Annotated in this window: 3 protein-coding genes and 1 pseudogene (1 of these 4 cut by a window edge); 2 read left to right on the top strand and 2 right to left on the bottom strand. The window is 68.4% G+C overall.

Annotated features, from left to right (window positions below):
* Window positions 1–314 (top strand): annotated as a pseudogene (gene nth / locus K789_RS23780) (endonuclease III); it begins 450 nt to the left of the window's first position.
* Window positions 311–1,009, top strand: coding sequence for an NUDIX hydrolase (locus K789_RS0121330; RefSeq protein WP_024368514.1), 699 nt, complete (start codon window positions 311–313; stop codon window positions 1,007–1,009). The pseudogene nth and the gene K789_RS0121330 overlap by 4 nt, the downstream one beginning before the upstream one ends.
* 21 nt (window positions 1,010–1,030) lie before the next feature.
* Here the strand turns inward: K789_RS0121330 and K789_RS23775 are convergent, their stop codons facing one another.
* Together K789_RS23775 and K789_RS0121320 are read right to left on the bottom strand one after the other, a co-directional pair.
* Window positions 1,031–1,276, bottom strand: coding sequence for a YegP family protein (locus K789_RS23775; RefSeq protein WP_024368513.1), 246 nt, complete (start codon window positions 1,274–1,276; stop codon window positions 1,031–1,033).
* A gap of 139 nt (window positions 1,277–1,415) precedes the next feature.
* On the bottom strand, window positions 1,416–2,287 hold an 872-nt coding region (locus K789_RS0121320; RefSeq protein WP_024368512.1), incomplete at its 5' end, for a bifunctional 3'-5' exonuclease/DNA polymerase.

The raw sequence follows: 2,287 nt of genomic DNA, 5'->3' as shown, positions 1-2,287 counted from the left end.
CCGGGTCCGACGATCCGGTGCGGATCGAGGCCGACGTCGCGGAACTGTTCGAGCCCCGCGACTGGACCATGCTCTCGCACCGGGTGGTGTTCCACGGCCGGCGTGTGTGCCACTCCCGCAAGCCCGCCTGCGGGGCCTGCGCCGTCGCGAACTGGTGCCCGAGCTATGGGATGGGTGAGACAGAGCCGGAGAAGGCCAGAAAGCTGCTGAAGTACGAACTGGCCCCGGGGCAGGAGGAGTTGCTGTCGAAGCTCCTCGCCGAGACCCACCGTGCCGCAGAAATCCGGATGGAATCCCAGAGGAAGCCGCTGTGACCGCCCGGCAGGACCTCATTGACCTGGTGGCCGCGGTGGAAGCCGGAACGGCGCCGTCCCCCGATCCCCGCTGGCAGGAACTCGTCGTCGAGCCCGGCGACCGGATCCGCCGCGCAGCCGTGCTGATGCTCTTCGGCTCGCTCGACGACGTCCCAGCGACCTCGGTGAAACTTCTCGCCCCCGCCGATCTGGATGTTCTCCTGCTGCAGCGCGCCCAGACCCTGGATGACCATCCGGGGCAGGTCGCTTTCCCCGGCGGCGGCATCGACCCGGGCGAATCCGTCATCGAGGCCGCTCTACGGGAAGCGGAAGAGGAAACCGGACTGGATCCCGCCGGCGTTGAAGTCCTCGGTGTGATGCCGGAATTGGCCCTTCCCCGCGGAAACTTCCTGGTGACGCCGGTCCTGGGCTGGTGGGCGTCCCAGTCGCCCGTGCGGGTGGTGGACTACGGCGAGTCCGCGCAGGTCTTCCGCGTCCCGGTCCGTGACCTGCTGGATCCGGACAACCGCGTGATGGCCACCGTGACCCGGGCGGAGCAGACCTTCCAAAGCCCCGCTTTCACCGTCAATGGCGTGGTGGTCTGGGGCTTTACAGGGATGATCCTCAACCAGCTCTTCGATCAGCTGGGGTGGGCGGTCCCGTGGGACCGCGGGAGTTTGCTCAGCGTGGATACCTGGAGCAGGCTGCACGGCTGAGGCAGGTCCTCCGCGCCGTCCCTATCTGGATGCCAGTGTGACGCCGGGCCGTGCAGCGGCCGTCCGGGGGACTGACTGGCCGTGGGCCCGGGACTTGTCGACGATCAGCCCGGTCGCGGCGTTCTCCCGCACGGCGTTGATACCTGCGGCTGCACCCTTGATCGTGTTGAACAGCGGTGAAACGGCGACCACCGTTCCATCGGGTGCCGTCAGCTTGAAGAAGTACTTCTTCCCGCCGGCCTCGGCGATCTCAAAAATTCCAGCCAATGTGTTGCCTCCCCAAACTATGCGTCCTTGCATGGCCGGCGCACCTCGGATCAATGACCGGCCTTTCCGAGGGTAACTGCCGTCACAGAGGGTGCACAACGCTACTGGCGGGTACGTTACGGCAGGCGACTCCGGCCGACTATTTGGCGTTATCGTACGAGTCCACAACGGCGACGCTCACCGGAAACTCCACGGGAATCCGGCCAAACAGCAGTTCCTTCGCGGCGCTCGCCGCTTCCTCGATGGCCCGGGTGCAGTCGGCCACCGCGTCCTCGGGGCAGTGGACCATGACTTCGTCATGCAGGAAGAAAACCAGTTCCCCGGCGGGGCTGCCGTCCGCACGCATGGCGCGGAGCCGGCGTCGAAGTTCTGCCAGCCAGCAGGCCGCCCAATCGGCCGCGGAACCCTGGACCACAAAGTTGCGGGTGAACCGGCCGCGCGAGCGGGCGATCGAATCGGCCCGGCGCTGTTCTTCGGCGCTGGTGGACTGCTGGCTTTGCAGCCAGCGAACGGATGGCGGCGGGCTGCTGCGGCCCAGCCGCGAGGTGACCGTCCTGCCGGCCTCCCCCTCGCGGGCTGCCTGCTCCACGAAGCCGACGGCACGCGGATAGGTGCGGGTCAGCTGCGGCATCAGGCGTCCGGATTCGCCGGTTGTTGCCCCGTAGATTGCCCCGAGCAGCGCCACCTTCGCCTTGGCGCGGTCGCCGCCGAAGCCCTGCGCGGCGATGCCCGCATACAGGTCCTTGTCGCGCGCAGCCTCAGCCATCCTGGCATCCTGCGCCAGCGCCACGAGCACCCGGGGCTCGAGCTGGGAGGCGTCGGCGACGATCAGCTTGTGGCCCGGATCTGCATGGACGGCGCCCCGGATCTGGCGCGGGATCTGCAGCGCCCCGCCGCCTCGGGACGCCCAGCGGCCGGAGACCACGCCGCCCACCACATACTCCGGCTGGAACCGGCCGTTCTTCACCCACGCATCCAGCCAGGCCCAGCCGTTGGCGGCGTGCAGGCGGG

It is taken from the genome of Arthrobacter sp. TB 26 (genome assembly GCF_000427315.1).
GTDB lineage: Bacteria > Actinomycetota > Actinomycetes > Actinomycetales > Micrococcaceae > Arthrobacter.
This window is presented reverse-complemented; position numbering and strand designations above follow the sequence as displayed.